The organism is Peribacillus sp. V2I11, from assembly GCF_030817135.1.
In the GTDB taxonomy this organism is placed as follows: domain Bacteria; phylum Bacillota; class Bacilli; order Bacillales; family DSM-1321; genus Peribacillus; species Peribacillus simplex.
The window spans coordinates 2,733,264-2,751,028 of sequence record NZ_JAUSYW010000001.1 but is presented as its reverse complement, the minus strand read 5'-3'; the positions used below and the strand labels follow the sequence as shown (position 1 = coordinate 2,751,028).

The window sequence follows — 17,765 nt, the reverse complement described above, 5'->3', positions numbered from 1 at the left end:
ATACCCCTATTATAAAGGGGAAAACTTCAGAATATTCTACTTTTATTCAGCTATTCCCGTTTGAATCATTTCAATATCCAGATCCACCTCGATTGGAATATGGGGATATGCCTTCTCCCAATGTTTCTGATCGAAATTTCTTGTTTTACTTTTAGCGTGATCACCGATTGCAAGCGGATCTATATTGTTCTCCTGAAACATGGTTACCATCTCATTTAATTTTTTACCAATGACATGCTCGGCCCTTGCCTCTATTGTGTTCAGGTCGACCGCTTTGCCCAAATCATAGCCTTGGACCTCTAGCAGACTCGCTTTTAATTTCACTCCAATCCTGACCTTGGGGTCTTGATTGGCATTCGAAATATGATAATGGACACGTGACTCCACGTTATTGATATCTGTAAAGTCGTTTTCCTTCCATTTAATTTCATAACTCCCCAACTTAAAGTTTTCACTAAGGACTTTAAATAAAAATCCGTCCTCATAAGGGATATATTTACCGATATAACGATCCTTTTTAAACAAGGCGACCCCTTTTACCCGTATTTGGTCTTCTGCCGTTTCCAATAAGGGCAAGACCGGATCGATTCCTTTACCATGACACGCATATAGATACCTGTGTAAATCTACATCAGGCAAATTAGTCCTTATATTCTGTTCGATCAGCTCTTTCACTTGAACCCCTGGAGTTTTAATCAACTTCGGCTCCATTTTAACTACATCCTCCGCTTTGCCATGAACGACCGCTAAATACAAATCCCTTCCCACCATCGGGTCACGCCTATATGTATCGACATAATCATTTAACCCCATACCAGCCAATTCTGTACCATAGAGAATGACTGTCAGTCTTCCACCGACAATCGGAAATGGTGTTTTTGCATTTTCCTGCTGGCGGGCTGCCTTTATATCATGGGAGATCGCTTCATATACTTCTTTACCTAGATCTGCTTCCTCACCAGGCTGAGGAACGCTGACAACAACCGTACCTTTGATTTGTTTGTCTCCGGCATCATCATAACCTACGACTTCAGCAATTAAAACGTCTTCCAATATTTGCTTTTCCACACCGCACGCCGTCATCAAGTAACAAGCTAATGTAATCAAGAGGAGTTTGATTTTCATGATTTATGCCCCCTAACTTTATAGACGATCGACTGCCATATGAATAAGAGAGGAAGATACAAATAAATGATATAAAAACCTATTTGCGAACTGATTGTGTTAAACCTATCGATTCTATAGCGATTATCCAAAAAAATGCAGGATATTAAGATAATAAACAGAATGAAAACTACCATCTTTTTCTGTCTAAATCCAAATACTCTTTTCGCTGTCCTGCTTGCTGCCCAAACCCCTATGCAAACATTCGGCAGCACCATGAACAGCCAAACGGAAATACCTATGTATTCGAACCTTTCAATGAATGGAAGGTCTGCTATTTTCCATAACGTCAAAGTGGCCCAAATTACATCTTTCAGCTGATCTTGATGATAGTAGGCTAATGAAACAATAATCGATACCATATATACCGACATAGTAAATAACGCCCCTAAGTGAGCCCACTTTTGAGATTTTTCACGATTTTTAATGAATGGGTAATAAATCAGGAGTAATTCAAAACCAAGGTAATTCAGGGTCATTTTCTTACTGGACTTCATGATTTCCAAAAAGGAGTGATCAAGAAAGGGACCCAAATTTTCAAAGTGGGCGTACTTCAATGGAAAATAATGCAAAAGGAATAGTGGTGATCCGATAATAAGCCCGATTATACAAAAACCAGTAATGACCCTGAACCCTCCGCTCACAAAACTATACACAAGAATAAGAATAAAGGTTAATAACATCAGGACATTGACACCAGGGAACATCCAAACCTGAATGACTTCTAAATAAGTCCTGATTAGAATGATGGAGATCATTATAAAGTAGAGGATGAATAAAATATTGAAGGCATTTCCTACCCATTTACCAAACAAATCTTTGTGGATGGCGATCAAATCAAGTGTTTGGGGGCCCCTGCCTAATAGCTTGAAACACATCCAAAGCAGAACATTTATGATTAACCCTGATATAAGGACCGCTATCCATGCGTCTTGACCAGCCTCTTTCGCTATGACCCGTTCAAACCCCAATATCCCTACTCCAATCTGCATGCCGGGCATGAGGAAAAAAACAAAAAATGGGGATATTTGTTTAGTTTCATTTGGTTTTAGTTCCATACCTTCTCACCGCTTTCTACGCCTTATTCATCAATATCGCTGGGGGGGTTTGGAGTTTCCGCCTCCTTCCTTATCCTTAGCGGATTTTCCGTCCGCAGAAATTGCGGGCGCTTTTTCTGCTTTGAAAAAGGGAGGCGAATCAGACTATCTTTAAAGTCATGAATTCTTAACGGGTAAAGAGGGTCTAAATATGGACTGCCAAGCGAAGTCAATTTCAATAAATGACTTAAAATGAATGCACTGCATAAAGCTATTCCAAACAATCCGTATAACTGGGCAGCAATTAGAAATGGGAAGCGGATAAGGCGAATCGTATTACTGATTTGGTAAATCGGCACCGTAAATGAAGCCAGGGCAGCCAAAGCGACAAGCATCAGCAAGACATTACTGACAAATCCCGCTTCCACAGCGGCTGTACCGATGACTATACCGCCAACAATGCCGATGGTGGAGCCAACCTTAGCTGGCAGCCTGACCGCTGCTTCCCTCAGCAATTCGATTGTCCCTTCCAGCACGATCGCTTCCAATATCGGCGGAAAAGGAATCACGCCCCTGGACGATATTAAGATGGGTAGCAAATCCGTTGGAATCACTTGATAATGATACGTTAAAACGGCAACATACAAAGGTGATGACAAAACGGAAAAAAGCACTGCGAAAAGCCGAATCAAACGGAATGAAGTACCGAGATTCCAAATTTGAAAATAATCTTCAAATGACGAAAAGAACGAAATGATGGTATTGGGACCAACTAATGCATGAGGAGACCCATCCAGCATGATCCCTATTTTCCCTTCCGATAATACACTGGCCAGATGATCAGGCCGCTCCGTTTCAATCAGTTGCGGAAACATCGAATTCCGATTATCCGTGATCATCTGGCTTACAAAAGAAATATCGACGATCGTATCATATTCTATATCTTCTATTCTCTGCATGACTGTCTTAATGATCTGTTGATTTACTATCCCATCTATGTAGAGTACCGCTAACCTTGTTTGCGAGATGCTCCCGACCCGAAATTCCCTGGACTGCAATTCAGGAGTGGGCAACCGGTTACGTATCAGATTCAAATTCGAATCAAGCGATTCAACAAAGGCCTCCTTGGACCCAACGACCGTATACTCCGACTCGGGTGTGGAAATTTGCCTTTTCACACTGTGAACACATGGAATCAGCAAACACATTTCATCATCTTTCTTGTATTGAATCATGACCGATCCGGCCAATACCAACCTTTGAATGTCTTTTATATCAGCCGTCAATTTCATATCTTCCATCGGAATATCGCCTTTTAATTGCTTTAGATCTTGCTTAGGTTGATTCGAAATGACAGCCAGTACTTGTTCATGGAGCTGTTGTGCACTAACCAGTGAATTGAAGTAGGAGAGGGTATAGCCATCATCATCCGGGAATCGGAAGGTAAGAAAATCATTAGATGCTTTAAACTTTTTAAGGAGTTCCTGAAAATCCTTCGAATTTACCTGATAGGATGCTGCATCCATTTCCCTCCTGCCCTTAAACAACCTCACCATTCCACCCCCATTACCTATCGAAAATTTTTAGTTCACTCGATTATTGTAACCACCCTATTTAAAGTTAGTCATGACCCACCGATATCCTTAAAATAGGAAAAGACCTATCCGGCATCACCGGATAAGTCTTTTCGTCTTAATTCAATAACGATTACCAATTACCTTGGACTTGGAAAAATCCGGGTTACAAGTTCACGGAACTCTTCAGCAAATCCTGCAACGGGTTTTCCATTCTCGATATCATTCGCATACCCTTTCATTCTTTGAACAAAGTCCGGGTTTGCCGAAACATAAACTTGGTCTACCGATGGATCGGCTCCCCTTACTGCATCAGCAACCTTTTCTTTAAGATCATTCGGGATATCCTTATCCCCACCATCTTTTAATACTGCCCCTACATAGGCAGTATTATCAGTCACGATGACATTTGCATCACTTACTTCCTTCAAGGCTTCGACTCGATTCGAGATATCCTCGGAGACCCTCATATCGTTTATGCCATTATCATCATTATCATCATTAACATTTTGCCTTGTGTCGCTTACATTCATCGGATTATCTAAATTATCCTGATGAGTACGATTCAGTCCAAGATTTTCACTGGCATCTTCTTTATCATTAGGTGAACAACCTGTAATCACTAAAGCCATCATCGCACTTGATACCATCGCTTTATAATTCATTTTCTTCACTCCTCCAAAATAATTTACTATTAATATTTGTGAGGAGACGATAAAATATTCAGAAGAAGTGACCTTCAAGCCGATAATTCCAACCAAAATAAAACCGACGAATACCAAACTCATCGCATCCTTAGGCTAATGGCCCAGGCTGTTTCTTTTACAAAGCTCTATGAAACATTATTGTGGAACAAGATTATTCGGGTGGTGACAGTGGACTCTCTTTATAAAGCTTTACCTGAAGAACCAAATAAGCCTATTTTACCAATAACCGTTTCTTTCACCGCTTCACGACCAAGACTTATATATTTGCTAGCATCGTATACTTCAGAATCTTGATTTAATATGTCTCTAACAGTTTTTGTAAACGCAAGATGATTATCTGCATTCACATTAATTTTTGCAGTTCCTAACGAAATAGATTTTTTTATTTGTTCAGTGGGAAGGCCTGAAGCACCGTGTAAAACTAAGGGTATACCAATTGTTTGACTAATCTCTTTCATTTCTTCAAAACCTAGTTTTGGTTCTCCTTTGTAAAGGCCATGAACAGATCCAAGTGCTGGAGCTAAAAGGTCAATACCAGTGAGTTTAACTAACATCTCACAATCCTTTGGATCTGCATAGATAGAACCTTCTGAGACTGCATCATCTTCTTTCCCACCTATACTTCCTACCTCAGCTTCAACCGATACTCCACGTTCATGAGCGTATTCAACTACCTGCTCGGTTAACTTCACATTTTCTGCAAATGGTAAACGGGATGCGTCTATCATAACTGAAGTAAACCCAGCATCAATGGCAGCTTTACAATTTTCTACACTAGAACCGTGGTCCAAGTGGAGTGCTACTGGAACAGTTATATTCATTTCATTCATAAGTGCTTTTACCATTGCAACAGCTACGGAACAACCACCTAAATAACGAACTGCTCCTTCCGTTACCCCAAGAATGACGGGTGATTTTTCTTCTTCAGCACCTCCTAAAACAGCTTGCGCCCATTCAAGGTTATGTATGTCGAAATGTCCTACTGCATAACCTTCCTTTAAAGCCTTGATTAGCATTTCTTTCACTGTAACTAATTCCATTTTCCCACCTCGAATAAGTGAATGTTTGCCTTTAGAGGTTCATACGAATAAACTTCAGCATCAATGTATTTTTATTTGACATAACATGCAGAACAACTAATAACCAGACTTAATATTAATTACCAAAAAAATCCACTATACCTTGTTTCTATTCATTCTTAATTCAGCTTAGCTAAAATTTCTCTAATAAAAGCTGGCTCATCATTCGGAGTCCTTGAAGTAATTATGTTTTGACTTACGACAACTTCTTCATCAAGGTATTTTGCTCCACTATTTATTACGTCATCACGAATACCTTTATAACATGTAATTTCTTTACCGTTAAGGATATCCGCACTTATCATGACTTGTGGGCCGTGACAGATTCCGGCTATCACTTTCGATTTGTTATGCAGACCCTTAACGAAATCAACTGTATCCTGATTAACTCTTAATTCTTCTGGTGCACTGCCACCAGGTATTATAACAGCATCAAAGTCATTTGCGTCAGCTTCACCAGCTGCTAATTCAGTTTGATAAGAGACTGTATTTTTCTTCCCTTTGCATACAACACCTCTTGCATTACCGATAATTACAGTTTCATGACCCGCTTTCTTAATTTCTTCATAAGGGTTTTTCATTTCGGAATCCTCGAAATCTGATGCTAGTAGAAAAGCTACTTTTGCCATTTTTATAACCTCCAAGAGATAAAGTTATTAGAAAAGAAAGCCTCTACCCTATATATATTGGTAGAAGCTTTATATGAACCTTTAGACTGAACTCTCTTTTTTTAATTAAACTTCCGCACTAAACATTCTTTAGATGTAGGAAAAATTCATAAGCCTCATTTTCTGAGTATCCTTCATGCACGACTTTAGCAACAGCTTGAATCATTTCTTCTGGATACGCAGATTGGAAAATATTTCTCCCCATATCAACTCCTGCAGCGCCACCTTGAATGGAGTTATATGCTAAAGCTAGTGCATCTTTCTCATGAATTTTTTTACCGCCAGCAACTACTAGTGGTACTGGACAAGCTGCGGCTACTTTTTCAAAATCATCACAATAATATGTTTTAACAATTTGAACTCCAAATTCAGCTAGCATTCTTGTAGCCAACAAGAAAAATTGAGGAGTCCGTTCCATTTCCTTTCCAACAGCTACAACACCCATTGTAGGAATGGAATATTTTGAACCTAGGTTAATCGCTTTATTTAATTCTTCAATTGTTTCTTTTTGTCCATCAGCACCAATAAAAGTTTGAATGGCTATTGCGCTTGCATTCATCTTAATTGCATCATCTATATCTACAACCATCGATTCGTGACTTAAATCATCTTGCAAAATGCTCGAACCTGATGATGCTCTTAATGCAATTGATTTATTAAATGTCGGTGGTACACTACTTCTAATTGCACCTCTAGTTCCCATCAGACAATCAGCATAATTTGCTAACTTAGGAATTAGAATATCTAATCTTTCTAGCCCAGATACTGGTCCCATGAAGTAACCATGATCAAATGCCAGCATTACTGTTTTCCCAGTTACTGGGTTGAAGATTCTTGATAATCTATCCTTCATTCCCCAATCATAATTAGCAGCACCCTTTACATGAAAATTACCATTATTGGCAAATGCTATCTCCTCTGAAAAGTCTTTCGCCGCTTTGTTTCCTATATTATCCGCCATTCTGATCTTCCTTTCTTTACTATATTCTAATAATTATTATTAAAAATCGTATTCGTTTGTATTTTCTTTTGTGAATACTATTCTTTCAGGCAATATGATGATACCAGAGTCTTCTGCTTCGTAATCATAGCCTTGAACTGTGTTAGGCTCTACTTTTACTTCTCCAAGCTTAGGGACATCAATAGTACCTCCAACTTTTAATTCATTTCCTTGTGCTAAATGATACGCAATGTAAACGGCTAGTGCACCTTGATCTTTAACATCCCATAAACCATGATTTTCAATTGTTTCATTTTCAATATATTGTCTCATTGAATTAGGAGAAGCAAATCCAGTAATAACCACATCTTCCTTGTTTAAACCTTTATTTTGTGCTGCTTGCGCCATAGCAGGAAGAGCAGTTGAATCAGGACAGATGATTACATCAATATCAGGATAGGTATCTAAGATACTTTCTCCCTTTTGTAGAGATACCTGTTCGTTTCCTTCCCCGAATTGCTTTGTTACAATTTCCCAATTTGGATATTTTTCATCAATATACTTTTCAGCATAATCAACCCATGAATTTTGGTCTGGAACAGTTGGACTTGAGTAGAACCAAGCAACTTGTTGTGGCTCATCAGGATTTTCAAGTTGTTTTGCAGCCATGTCAACAAGCATGGCACCCAAAATGTCAGGTGTTCCTTGATTTATATAGGCTGATCTATATTTTGGATCAACATCTGAATCCCAAGTGACAACTTTAATTCCAGCATCTAATGCTTTTTGTAATGCTTGATTTAATCCATCTGAAGAAACAGACGAAATTGCTATTGCATCAGCACCACTATTAACTGCACTATTAATAATTTGCACTTGATTTGCAACTGTTCCTTCAGGGGCACCATCATACTTAACATTAAAACCAATTTTTTCAGCCATTTCCTGTGCACCGTCATTCCCAGATTCAAAGAAAGCATTCCCTGTCATTTTTGGGATAAAGACTACTTCAATATCACTCGCATCTTTTTCTCCCTTTTCTCCATCAGTACTGCTTCCAGCATCCTCGCTATTACAAGCTGCTAATAACATTGTTGAAATTGCCAGACCAGTGAATACTTTGAAAAATTTTGATTTACGCATTCAGATTACCTCTCTATCTTTCTTAAAATTTAGTAACCTTCTAACATTCAACTTAAATTTTTGACCTCCCATAAATGCTACTGAAATAATCAAGAGCATCCCTGTTGCTAGTCCTATATATTGTGTTTGGACCCCTCCCATTTGCAATCCTAGTTTTAAGAAACCAATGATTATGCTTGCAAGAGCCGTCCCGGTAACACCCCCTTTACCACCTGTTATTAATGTTCCTCCTAATACAACGGCAGTTAAGATTGGCATTAAATATTCAGCGCCAAAATCTGCTCTAGAACTACCCAAATATGAAGTTAAAATAATCCCTGCTATTCCTGCACTTAGCCCTGATAATACATATGTACTAGTAATTATTTTCCTCGTATTGATTCCAGAGTACTCTGCAGAATTTTGGTTAATTCCAGTTAAATAAATATATCTTCCATATCGCGTCCGATGAAGTAGCACGTAAGCAATTAGCAGCATGACAACAAAAATGATAACTGAATGCGGGACTCCCCATAATTCCCCATTCGTTAGGTTGATAAACCCTTGTGAAAATCCGGAAATCCCTTCATAAGTACTTGCTCCGGACATTCCAACCAAAACTAAAGCAATACCGCTATATAAAAGCATCCCGCCAAGCGTTATGACCATCGCTTGAACCCTTGCATAAGCAATTAGAACGCCATTCAGCAAACCACATAATCCACCGGCTAATACTGCAAGAAGAGCTGCACCCCACATATTCATTCCGTAAACTTGAGACAGAAGACCCGTTACCACAGATGTTAATCCGATAATGGATCCACCAGATATATCGATACCTCCAGTAATGATGACAAAAGTAACGAAGAAGGCAATGATTGCGATCCCTACAAAATCGTTAAAGCTATTTAATAGAATTTTTATATTCCAAAATCTCGGGTTAATCAGACCAAAGATCATGATTTCTGCAAGTAAAGTAGTTAATAAGACTAAGTTCCATTTGGGTATTTTTTTTAACATCCTAATCTCACACCTCCTCCTTGTAGTTTAGTATCCTTGCATTTAATCTAACCTTTCTTGTTCTATTGTTAGCTCGGCGTGCAATTAGGACATCAGCAACAACAATGATAATTAATAAAGAACCTGAAATAGCGGAATTCCAGAATGCAGGGACCTTCAAGAATACTAAAGCAGAGTTGATGGAACTCATGATAATCGCTCCAATTGATGCCCCTATAACGGACCCAATACCTCCGCTTAAGGATACTCCCCCAAGAACTGCTGCAGCGATTACAATCATTTCGATTCCCAATCCAGCAGTCGTTGAAATAAAGCCAATTTGGCTGGCAAATATTAGCCCAGCAATGGAAGCTGAAACACCTGAAATGACAAAAGCAATAACTTTGTATCGATCAACAGGTATTCCAATTAATACGGCACCATCCTCATTATCACCAATCGCAGCGAAGTACCTTCCTTTTTTACTCTTGGATAAGTAAAAGTGAACGAGAATAACTGCTAAAATGATAATGATCGTTAATATATTTATTCCGAACACATTCATCTGTGAAATGTGTTTGAAGTTGTCTGGAAGATTCTCAACCCACTTTCCATTTGTAAAAATCACTTGGGTTACCCTGACAATTTCGAGCATGCCAAGGGTCATAATAAATGAAGAGATTTTTAATTTAGTCACTCCTAATCCATTGATCAATCCAATAACAGCGCCTATTGTGATCGCTATTATTACAGCCAGGAAAATACTCCCGCCATCTCTAAGAATAACTCCACTAACTGAAGCACTTAGACCTAATACTGCACCGATAGAGATATCGATTTCGCCAGTCAATAAAACAAATGTCATCCCTACCGCAAGCACGATATAAAGCAAACTATTCTTAGCCGCATTGTGTATGTTTCCTGAAGAAATAAAATCAGAGTTAACTAAACCTACAATCACAAACAGCAAAACTAAGAATACCAGCGTTCTAAATTCTCGATGCTTTGTCATACTTTTGACTTTAGACATGTCTTTCACTTCCTTTATAAGTGCCAAAAGCCGCGCTCATCACATTAGTTGCATTTATCTCATCAAATCCTAAACAAACATTACAGGTTCCCCGATAAATGGCATATATTCGGTCACTAATTCTTTCAATTTCCTCCAAATCTGATGAAATGAGTAATATGGAGTATCCCTGTTCTTTTAATTGAGTAATGATGGAATAAATATCACTTCTGGCAGCTGCGTCAATTCCTCTTGTTGGTTCATCCATGATGATGATTTGTGGATTTGTTGATAAAATTCTTGCTATAACAACCTTTTGCTGATTTCCTCCAGATAAGGATTTAACCTCATCATCCTGGCTGCTGATTTTAATACTCAATTTGTTAACATACTCATCCGTGATATCTTTTTCAAATCTTTTATCAATGAAAAATCGGCGTTTTTTTATTACTTGTGCTGTAACATTACTACTTATAGAACTTATAGAAAAAATCCCGTTCAAAAACCTGTCTTCAGGTATATAAGCTAAACCGCTTTCAATTGTTTCACTAGCAGATAAATCTGTGATATCTTTTCCATTCAAGAAGATTTTTCCGCTTTGGACTTTATTCATTCCATAAATGGCCTCTGCAATCTCAGTTCTTCCAGCTCCAACAAGACCAGCTAGACCAACTACTTCTCCTTTATATACATCAAAGCTAATATCTTTGAAGCCGTCTCCACCTAATTTTTGTACCTTAAGTATGGGTTCTTCCTTACTTCGATCCAAAAATTCCCTTTTAAATGTTTCGTTTCCACTCCGTTCGCTATCCAAAGGTAATAATCCCTTGATTAACATTTCCTTTGTAAAATCATTTACCTTTCCTTTAAGAGTCACTTTTCCATCTCGCAATATAACGGCATGTGTTGAAACTTGAAAAACTTCATCTAATCTATGAGTTATATAAAATATTCCTACACCAGAGGATTTTAATTTTTCGATTAACTTAAACAAAGACTCCGTTTCAGCAAACGTTAATGAAGAAGTTGGTTCATCCAATATGAGAACCTTCGCATCTCTTAGGATTCCCTTAATAATCTCCACTTGTTGCTGCTCTGCTATTGATAAGGAAATGGCAAATCTATTTAAATCTAGATTCCAACCTAATTGTTCAATTAACCTTCTTGCTTGCTCTCTTACTTCAACTTTATTCTTACTAAATCCAATCGTTAGATTTTGCTCGACAGTCATATTTGGAAATAGCAGCGGTTCTTGTGGAACCAAATAAATTCCTTTACTATGGGCGATCGAAGGATTAAAATGAACGACCTTTTCCCCATTAATTTCTATACTTCCTTCATCCGCTTTATAAACTCCCGTAAGGATCTTCATCAACGTACTCTTTCCAGCTCCATTACCGCCTATAATCGAAATCACTTCTGACTCGCTGATTTCTAGAGAAACACCCTTTAACACTTTATTTTGATTAAATGACTTCTGGATATTTTCAAATTTCACTAGCTGTCTTAATACTTCCATAAAAGATCCTCCATACTTTCTCAAAATATGTCTATGTATGTAGTTTAAACAACTTTGATTTGTAACCGTTTTCTTAAGGATACTTCAGTTATAATTTAATACATTTTATTAAGTAAGCATCATTTTATTCACATTTTAACTATTTTGATTATTCAAAAAATACTATTGATTTTTTAAGTGATAATAAATTTCAAAACTGAATATACATAAAAACGGCTTAAAATATACGTTTATTCTTATTCTCCCGCTATGACAAAATCGTTAACATTTTATATTTATCTTGTTATTATTTTTAATTTTTCAAAACAAATATTTATAGATGAATATTTTGTTTAAATCCAAATAATGATAAAAGAGTGATGAAAAATGACATATGAGAATGACTTAATCGTAAAAATTGCTTGGCAGTATTATATTGAAGGATTGACTCAAAATGAAATCTCCAAATCTCTAAACCTATCTAGAATGAAGGTGATTAAATACCTCGAAAAAGCCAAAACAAACAATGTTATACAATTCAAAATTAACTTAGAAGAATTGGATAATCTGACGATCCAAAATAAGATTAAAGAAAAATACAATTTGAAGGATATTTATATTGTCCCAACCTCCCATGACAATACAGTTGACAGTCTTACAATAGCTGCTGCTCAATACATTGAAGATCGAATTACAAGCGATACAATGATAAGTATAGGTTACGGAGAAGCAGTATCGAAAACCCTGGGACACTTACAAATATCCACTAAATATAAAATTACTTTTGTATCTTTGTCTGGCGGCGTAAAGTTCTACATGCCCACAGCAATAGATACAAGTTCCGATTACTATACGAATCCAAAATATAATCACTACATTGTTCCTACTCCCCTACTCGTATCTTCAAAAGATATTGCAGATCATTTGCTAGAGGAAAAACCGGTAAAAAAAATATTGGAAATGATTCCTTATTCGAATATTACCGTAATAGGAATTGGTGCTCTTAATGATCGAGCGACTTTAGTTAAAGAAGGATACCTAAATGCGAATGATTTTGAAATTTTAAAAACAAAGGGCGCCGTTGGCGATTTACTAAGCCAGTTTTACGACATAAATGGTCATGTTCTAGATTTAGATTTTCATAAAAAGCTGATTAGTACTGAAATTGATGTATTAAAATCACTTAATCATGTTGTAGCAGTTGCAGGAGGCCTTGATAAAAAGGATGCAATAATAGGTGCACTTAAGGGGGGATGCATAGATGTACTTATTACTGATGAATTGGTAGCTCAAAGTTTGGTTTAGGGAGAACTTAAATGTTTCAGTAAATCATTGAAAGGAAGGTAATTATGGAAAAATACCTAATGGCTATAGATGCTGGAACCGGCAGTGTTAGAGTAATCTTATTTAATACATTAGGCCAGGAATTGTGTGTCGCTCAATCTGAATGGACGCATAAAGAGGATACGAGATATCCAGGATCAATGGATTTTGATATTAATCAAAATATCAAAATCATTACTGAACTAATAAAGGAAACCATTACAAAAAGCAAAGTAGCTCCAAAAGATATTATCTCTATATCAACCACAAGTATGAGGGAAGCGATTGTCTTATATGACGAAGAAGGAAAAGAATTATGGGCTTGTGCAAACGTAGATTCGCGGTCAAATGATGAAGTTTATAATCTTTATAGCATAAGCGATTCAATAGAATCTGATCTATATAAGGTATCAGGTCAAACATTTTCCTTAGGAGCTATTCCTAGGATCCTTTGGATAAAAAATAATCTGCCTGAGACTTATAAAAAAATGAAGTATGTCACCATGCTCAATGACTGGATTACCTATCGTTTATCAGATGTCATTTCAGTAGAACCTTCAAACGGCTGTACAACCGGGCTATTTGATATTAAAGAAAGAGTTTGGGACTCTGTATTAGCTAACAAAGTAAATCTAAGGGAGGACATTTTTCCAATTGTTCATGAAAGTGGAACAGTTATTGGAAATGTCACCGAAAAAATGGCAACGCTTACAGGTTTAAGTCCAGAAACTTTAGTTGTTGCGGGTGGTGGAGATGCCCAGTTAGGATGCATTGGTGGTGGAGTTGTCAACGAAGGAGATGCAGCCGTTTTTGGGGGGAGTTTTTGGCAATACGAATTTACCACGAATCATGTTGAAATCGATGACGAATGTAGAGTAAGAATTAATTGCCATGCTGTACCCAATACTTGGCAGTATGAAGCAATTGCATTCTTCCCCGGTTTAGTAATGAGATGGTTTAGAGATTCTTTCTGTGAGCTTGAAAGGCATATTCAAAATGAAACAGGAGAAAGTATTTATTCACAAATGGAAAAACGAGCACGTAACATACCAGCTGGCAGCTACGGTATGCTATGTACATTTTCCAATATAATGAACTATAAGGCTTGGAAACATGCAGCCCCAAGCTTTATCAATTACAAACTGGACTCAGAGAAATTTAATAAGGCAAGCTTTTACAGATCTATTATGGAAAATGCCGCCTTTGTAACAAAAGGAAATATTGAATTGGTTAATGAAATAACAAATACATCTCCTGAGTCCATTATTTTTGCTGGTGGTGCATCAAAAAGCGATTTATGGTGTCAAATTGTTTCCGATGTACTTAACAAACGATTAATAGTCCCCGTAGTTAGAGAATCAACTGCTCTTGGTGCTGCTATTTGTGCCGGAGTAGGTGCAAAAGTTTATAACGATTTCGATGATGCGATTTCAAAAGTAATTAAATTCGAAAAAACGTATTATCCAAATCACGAGAATAACGTAGTATATGAAGATTTATATAAAAAGTGGAAAGATATTTACAAAAAACAACTAGAATTAGCAGACAACGATTTAACAGAACATATGTGGATAGCACCTGGATTAAAATAAAGGCTGTTTCGCAACTGTGTTGCTTTTAAATGATATTTACGATGATCAAGGGTTGATTTCCGGTTGCAAGTACTCGCTTTCCGCGGGCGGTCCAGGAGCCTCCTCAGTGATTTGCACTTGCGGGATTCTCCCTCAACACGCTTCTTCCGCAGGAGTCTCGCATATCCGTTACAATCAACATCAGCTCGAATTTGTAACTTGCAAAAACAACAAACTCTACGAAAAGAGCCAAAATAAATATATGGAGTGATTACAATGACAATTGTTAACGAGAATGAAAGAGAATATAGATTTGGAGATAGCGGTCCAAAATATCTTTTAAAAGGACCAAGAATGAATTTTGGAATTGTTGTTTTAAAGCCCCGACAAGATTTCCCTGCCCATTATCATAATATCATGGAAGAAAACTTCTTTATCCTCGAAGGGGAATTAGAAATACATATTGATAATGAAGTTTTCACATGTAAAAAGGGAGATTTTATCCATGTTGAACCAAAAAAAGTTCATTATTTAATAAATAAAGGGAATACAGACTTTAAAGCTGCCTTTATGCTTTCTCCTTACCAAGAAAAAGATAAAGTTGAAGTAGATTATAAACCAACTGTTTGATTTTTGAAGTGGTCAAATGTGCGGGGCAAATGATCTTTCGAAGTCCATCATCACTACTTATGTATAAATGAATAAGGTTATAAAGAATAACTGACACTTAGTGATTGCTCGTTTCAAGAGAACGTAGTGAAAGATTAATTTCCTTTTTTTTCAAATGTCTGAACTAACGCAAATATTGGTTTAGCCATTTTTTCCATAATTTCAAGATATTCTGTCGGGTTTCTTTTAAATTGGTTGATTCCCCCACAATAGATCTTTCGCAGAGCTGGACCTTTTTACTTCTGCTGTAAAAGTGTATAGGCTTCAGACCAATCGGCTGCACTTCCTATACGGTAAGTATAGGATGTATTTGGGGTTAATCCTTCCATGATGGCTTCATGAATTCTCATTTAACCTGCACCAAGAGCCACTATTCCGGTCCAAATTGCATACCAGTTCCCATAGGCAGAGTTTTTATCGCCGATGACAAAAAATAAAAATTAATAACCATACCAGCAATCGTTATGAAAGAAGGTAATAATTTCGGAAAACCCTCGGTATACTTTAAACTTGTCGCCCATACCACTTCAAATAATCCTGCAATCACCAATTGAATCCAAGACAACTTTTTTCCCTCCAATTACAGAAAAAGCCCGAAAGGTCATAAACCATGACCTCCCGGGCTTTTTTCCCTCCGTGTACGCAGATTCCTGCGCGTTTCTCTTGGACCATTCCGGTAAAATTCAACCGAGGAACTCTAGAAACTCCTTATTTCCATACTATATCATGTACATTTCAAATCGGGCAAACGCTTATGAATCACTTCTGTTTCTAAGCTTCCACTTGTCACCTTTAATTGAAAACCAAATATTTTTAAAGGGTTCAGGTATTTCTTTAGCCGCATCAACCGTATATTGTATGGCCTCTTTTTTATATTGAACATCTTCAGTGATTTCATGCTGTGTCATGGTGAGTTGGTCCGTCTCCGATTTAATCTGATCCGTTTTTGCCTGAATGCGTGTAACGGTTTCGGTCACATTATCAATAGTCGGTTTGGAATCCTTAAATGTTTTAAAAGCAAAAAACGCTAAATAGATAATCGATCCGATAAAGAGGGCAAGACTAATATATACAATGACCACCTATGATTCCTCCTTTTATTTTACCTTTACTATACCCGAATAATTGAGCGGAAAACGAATCCCCATGTATTTTCTTTTATGCCTGGTCATATTATTGAAAGAAAAGGGAGGAATGAAAATGAATCAAATGCCTCTGCTTAAAGCCTGTTTTAAAGCTGGAATACACTTCATTAGACATATGACCATTCAGCAGGCTGCCACTATTGCAGGAATCATTTTTTTAATCATTCATCCAGAAGTTTTTAGCCCCATTTGGCTTACATTGGCAACCTCCGTCTTGATTCTGCTCCTGCTTTGAAGATTGTTGTCAACCCCTTGAGTGACCTCCAGCATCTGTTATGGATTTCTTCACTAACATCGGCATCCAGATCAGGAAAACACCAAGAATATGCACCAACATTCTTCTCTTGATCTATAGAAGAATGTTCCTGTACGGATCGGTGGCCATCTTTTGATTGATATAGTCATCAGGTAGGGACCTGTCATGCGTGACTCGATTAATGAACATAAAAAAAACGCGTCGTATAAATTTAATCAAACGATTGATTAAAAAGGCATCTGCCTTGAAACCCTTTGTGTCAGCAGAACTTCCCTCCCCCTTCATTTCATTTACATTTTATCAAACGTAAAACTATTAGAAAATTACAAAGTTTGTGTATAATTAGGCTATATTCATTAATTCTCAAGGAGGAATCATAGTCATGGATACTCTCATTCAACAGTTCAGGAATTTGCCCACCACGGCGATTTCTGATGCAATGGAAGGGTTGAGCAATCTGGAATCGGCGATTAAACCCTTAAAGGAAGAATTTCATATGGCCGGACGAGCTTTGACCGTACAGATGCCCGTCGGTGATAATTCAGCCGTGTTAAAAGCAATCGGCGAAGCAAAGGCTGGGGATATAATAGTCGTTGACAGCAAAGGTGATACATACCGGGCTATAGCAGGAGACTTTGTTGTCGGCATGATGCAGACCATGGAAATTGGCGGCCTCGTTGTCGATGGAGTCATTCGTGATCTTGAAGCCATTAAAGAAATGAATTTCCCTGTTTTCAGCAAAGGGACGACGGTTGCCTCAAGCGGCAAGGCTGGAGTAGGCCAGACCAATATCCCCATTTCCTGCGGAGGTGTCACCGTATTTCCAGGGGACATTATCGTAGGGGACATAGATGGCGTCGTGGTCGTTCCGCAAGCCATGGGTGAGGAAATCCTGATCAAAGCAAAGGATAAAATCATGAAAGATGAGCAGCGTTCTGTAAAATATGCAGGGAAGCCTGAAGAAATAAGGAAGTATATTGCCATGATGACCAATAAAGCATGAT

Annotated in this window: 18 protein-coding genes, 1 pseudogene and 1 riboswitch; of the genes and pseudogenes, 5 read left to right on the top strand and 14 right to left on the bottom strand. The window is 37.6% G+C overall.

The features are described from left to right. Positions 1-42: 42 nt before the first annotated feature. From QFZ73_RS13230 to QFZ73_RS13180, 11 genes are all read right to left on the bottom strand, one after another. Complete coding sequence (locus QFZ73_RS13230) at positions 43-1,125, bottom strand: Ger(x)C family spore germination protein (RefSeq protein WP_307266727.1); 1,083 nt, start codon at positions 1,123-1,125, stop codon at positions 43-45. Beyond that, a complete protein-coding gene (locus QFZ73_RS13225; RefSeq protein WP_251426613.1) occupies positions 1,122-2,222 on the bottom strand; it encodes a GerAB/ArcD/ProY family transporter in 1,101 nt (366 codons plus the stop codon). The genes QFZ73_RS13230 and QFZ73_RS13225 overlap by 4 nt, the downstream gene beginning before the upstream one ends. Before the next feature lie 23 nt (positions 2,223-2,245). Then, entirely contained in the window at positions 2,246-3,754 is a 1,509-nt protein-coding gene (locus tag QFZ73_RS13220) for a spore germination protein (protein WP_251426615.1), read from the bottom strand. Positions 3,755-3,915: 161 nt separating this feature from the next. After that, complete coding sequence (locus QFZ73_RS13215; RefSeq protein ID WP_307266718.1) at positions 3,916-4,563, bottom strand: YhcN/YlaJ family sporulation lipoprotein; 648 nt, start codon at positions 4,561-4,563, stop codon at positions 3,916-3,918. Between the two features lie 98 nt (positions 4,564-4,661). Beyond that, entirely contained in the window at positions 4,662-5,522 is an 861-nt protein-coding gene (fba, locus tag QFZ73_RS13210; protein WP_251426619.1) for a class II fructose-1,6-bisphosphate aldolase, read from the bottom strand. A 158-nt stretch (positions 5,523-5,680) separates the two neighbouring features. After that, positions 5,681-6,190, bottom strand: coding sequence for a type 1 glutamine amidotransferase domain-containing protein (locus QFZ73_RS13205; RefSeq protein WP_307266713.1), 510 nt, complete (start codon positions 6,188-6,190; stop codon positions 5,681-5,683). 118 nt (positions 6,191-6,308) lie between these two features. Continuing rightward, entirely contained in the window at positions 6,309-7,190 is an 882-nt protein-coding gene (gene lsrF / locus QFZ73_RS13200) for a 3-hydroxy-5-phosphonooxypentane-2,4-dione thiolase (RefSeq protein ID WP_307266711.1), read from the bottom strand. 39 nt (positions 7,191-7,229) lie between these two features. Beyond that, complete coding sequence (gene lsrB, locus QFZ73_RS13195; RefSeq protein ID WP_307266708.1) at positions 7,230-8,312, bottom strand: autoinducer 2 ABC transporter substrate-binding protein LsrB; 1,083 nt, start codon at positions 8,310-8,312, stop codon at positions 7,230-7,232. Next, entirely contained in the window at positions 8,313-9,311 is a 999-nt protein-coding gene (locus QFZ73_RS13190; RefSeq protein WP_251426625.1) for an ABC transporter permease, read from the bottom strand. Positions 9,312-9,318: 7 nt separating this feature from the next. Beyond that, on the bottom strand, positions 9,319-10,320 hold the full coding sequence (locus QFZ73_RS13185; RefSeq protein ID WP_307266704.1) for an ABC transporter permease: 1,002 nt from the start codon (positions 10,318-10,320) through the stop codon (positions 9,319-9,321). Beyond that, positions 10,313-11,818, bottom strand: a complete 1,506-nt coding sequence (locus tag QFZ73_RS13180; protein ID WP_307266701.1) for a sugar ABC transporter ATP-binding protein — start codon at positions 11,816-11,818, stop codon at positions 10,313-10,315. The genes QFZ73_RS13185 and QFZ73_RS13180 overlap by 8 nt, the downstream gene beginning before the upstream one ends. 366 nt (positions 11,819-12,184) lie before the next feature. Here QFZ73_RS13180 and QFZ73_RS13175 point away from each other — a divergent pair, with 366 nt between their 5' ends. The 3 genes from QFZ73_RS13175 (at position 12,185) to QFZ73_RS13165 (ending at position 15,321) form a co-directional block, all read left to right on the top strand. Further along, a complete protein-coding gene (locus tag QFZ73_RS13175) occupies positions 12,185-13,102 on the top strand; it encodes a sugar-binding transcriptional regulator (protein ID WP_251426628.1) in 918 nt (305 codons plus the stop codon). A gap of 44 nt (positions 13,103-13,146) precedes the next feature. Continuing rightward, positions 13,147-14,712 (top strand): autoinducer-2 kinase, encoded by a 1,566-nt coding sequence (gene lsrK / locus QFZ73_RS13170; RefSeq protein WP_307266697.1) that lies wholly within the window; start codon positions 13,147-13,149, stop codon positions 14,710-14,712. Positions 14,713-14,967: 255 nt separating this feature from the next. Further along, the gene (locus QFZ73_RS13165; protein ID WP_251426630.1) at positions 14,968-15,321 is read left to right on the top strand and encodes a cupin domain-containing protein; all 354 of its coding nucleotides are present in this window, start codon (positions 14,968-14,970) and stop codon (positions 15,319-15,321) included. 275 nt (positions 15,322-15,596) lie between these two features. On the opposite strand, the gene QFZ73_RS13160 is transcribed toward QFZ73_RS13165, so the two are convergent. The 3 genes and pseudogenes from QFZ73_RS13160 to QFZ73_RS13150 all read right to left on the bottom strand — a co-directional run bounded on the left by QFZ73_RS13160 (position 15,597) and on the right by QFZ73_RS13150 (position 16,442). Continuing rightward, positions 15,597-15,710, bottom strand: coding sequence for a fibronectin type III domain-containing protein (locus tag QFZ73_RS13160; protein WP_251426631.1), 114 nt, complete (start codon positions 15,708-15,710; stop codon positions 15,597-15,599). 6 nt (positions 15,711-15,716) lie between these two features. Further along, positions 15,717-15,925, bottom strand: a pseudogene (locus tag QFZ73_RS13155) (DMT family transporter); the annotation flags it as partial. 48 nt (positions 15,926-15,973) lie between these two features. Next, positions 15,974-16,072: riboswitch (guanidine-I (ykkC/yxkD leader) on the bottom strand. A 40-nt stretch (positions 16,073-16,112) separates the two neighbouring features. Then, positions 16,113-16,442, bottom strand: a complete 330-nt coding sequence (locus QFZ73_RS13150; protein ID WP_251426633.1) for a DUF948 domain-containing protein — start codon at positions 16,440-16,442, stop codon at positions 16,113-16,115. A 118-nt stretch (positions 16,443-16,560) separates the two neighbouring features. Between QFZ73_RS13150 and QFZ73_RS13145 the strand changes: the two genes are divergently transcribed. After that, positions 16,561-16,740, top strand: coding sequence for a hypothetical protein (locus QFZ73_RS13145; RefSeq protein ID WP_063233999.1), 180 nt, complete (start codon positions 16,561-16,563; stop codon positions 16,738-16,740). Positions 16,741-17,143: 403 nt separating this feature from the next. Then, the gene (locus tag QFZ73_RS13140; RefSeq protein ID WP_251426634.1) at positions 17,144-17,764 is read left to right on the top strand and encodes an RraA family protein; all 621 of its coding nucleotides are present in this window, start codon (positions 17,144-17,146) and stop codon (positions 17,762-17,764) included. Position 17,765: the final 1 nt, after the last annotated feature.

Bases quoted from the DNA above. Each gene is read 5' to 3' on its own strand.
- lsrK (WP_307266697.1), top strand. From the start codon at position 13,147: ATGGAAAAATACCTAATGGCTATAGATGCTGGAACCGGCAGTGTTAGA.
- QFZ73_RS13140 (WP_251426634.1), top strand. From the start codon at position 17,144: ATGGATACTCTCATTCAACAGTTCAGGAATTTGCCCACCACGGCGATT.
- lsrB (WP_307266708.1), bottom strand. From the start codon at position 8,312: ATGCGTAAATCAAAATTTTTCAAAGTATTCACTGGTCTGGCAATTTCA.
- QFZ73_RS13215 (WP_307266718.1), bottom strand. From the start codon at position 4,563: ATGAGTTTGGTATTCGTCGGTTTTATTTTGGTTGGAATTATCGGCTTG.
- QFZ73_RS13190 (WP_251426625.1), bottom strand. From the start codon at position 9,311: ATGTTAAAAAAAATACCCAAATGGAACTTAGTCTTATTAACTACTTTA.
- QFZ73_RS13160 (WP_251426631.1), bottom strand. From the start codon at position 15,710: ATGAGAATTCATGAAGCCATCATGGAAGGATTAACCCCAAATACATCC.
- QFZ73_RS13230 (WP_307266727.1), bottom strand. From the start codon at position 1,125: ATGAAAATCAAACTCCTCTTGATTACATTAGCTTGTTACTTGATGACG.
- QFZ73_RS13180 (WP_307266701.1), bottom strand. From the start codon at position 11,818: ATGGAAGTATTAAGACAGCTAGTGAAATTTGAAAATATCCAGAAGTCA.
- QFZ73_RS13185 (WP_307266704.1), bottom strand. From the start codon at position 10,320: ATGTCTAAAGTCAAAAGTATGACAAAGCATCGAGAATTTAGAACGCTG.
- QFZ73_RS13205 (WP_307266713.1), bottom strand. From the start codon at position 6,190: ATGGCAAAAGTAGCTTTTCTACTAGCATCAGATTTCGAGGATTCCGAA.
- fba (WP_251426619.1), bottom strand. From the start codon at position 5,522: ATGGAATTAGTTACAGTGAAAGAAATGCTAATCAAGGCTTTAAAGGAA.
- QFZ73_RS13225 (WP_251426613.1), bottom strand. From the start codon at position 2,222: ATGGAACTAAAACCAAATGAAACTAAACAAATATCCCCATTTTTTGTT.
- QFZ73_RS13145 (WP_063233999.1), top strand. From the start codon at position 16,561: ATGAATCAAATGCCTCTGCTTAAAGCCTGTTTTAAAGCTGGAATACAC.
- lsrF (WP_307266711.1), bottom strand. From the start codon at position 7,190: ATGGCGGATAATATAGGAAACAAAGCGGCGAAAGACTTTTCAGAGGAG.
- QFZ73_RS13175 (WP_251426628.1), top strand. From the start codon at position 12,185: ATGACATATGAGAATGACTTAATCGTAAAAATTGCTTGGCAGTATTAT.
- QFZ73_RS13165 (WP_251426630.1), top strand. From the start codon at position 14,968: ATGACAATTGTTAACGAGAATGAAAGAGAATATAGATTTGGAGATAGC.